The sequence below is a fragment of the Vibrio sp. 378 genome (assembly GCF_033339435.1).
Window position 1 is genome coordinate 1 of the sequence record NZ_JAWOUO010000889.1, and the last position, 580, is coordinate 580.

The 580-nt window shown below is 51.9% G+C and carries 1 protein-coding gene; it reads right to left on the reverse strand.

The annotated features are described in order from the left end of the window. Positions 1-580, reverse strand: a 580-nt coding sequence (locus tag R7Q48_RS29425) for a biotin/lipoyl-containing protein (RefSeq protein ID WP_318133898.1), incomplete at both ends; no start/stop codon positions are given.

Here is a 580-nt window from a genome sequence, read left to right on the forward strand (position 1 = left end):
GTAATGGTCACCGCTGCGACATTTTGATGCGATTCTGCCATGGTCGAGACCATCGTACGGCGCGCTCCTTTGAGCACTTCCGTGCCGGGAACTTGTTTGCCTGCCTCTTCGTAAACATCGGCATCGACGATCAAACCGCTTGGTCCGCTACCGACCATCGTTTTCAAATCTACGCCTAGCTTTTTCGCTAGCAAACGCGCGGAAGGTAAAGCGGTGATGAGTTTGTCTGCCGATTTGTTGTGGCTGCCGCCCACCCAAAAATCGTCAACATTTACATTATGAGATTGGTGAGATACGGTGCCAACAACGGTTGCGGCATCGGCGGTTTGTCGTTTTTCCGCAGAGACAGTGTTTTCTGCGCCACTTTCGTCGATTTCTAGAAGTAGGGCGCCAATATTAATAACGTCGCCTTCTTCACCATGGCGGCTGACAATTCTGCCTGCGTACGGAGCAGGAACGTCTACGGTTGCTTTCGCCGTCTCAACGGTGAGGATCACTTGGTCGAGTTTGACCATGTCGCCCACATTGACATGCCATTTTACAATTTCTGATTCAGCGAGGCCTTCGCCGAGATCGGGTA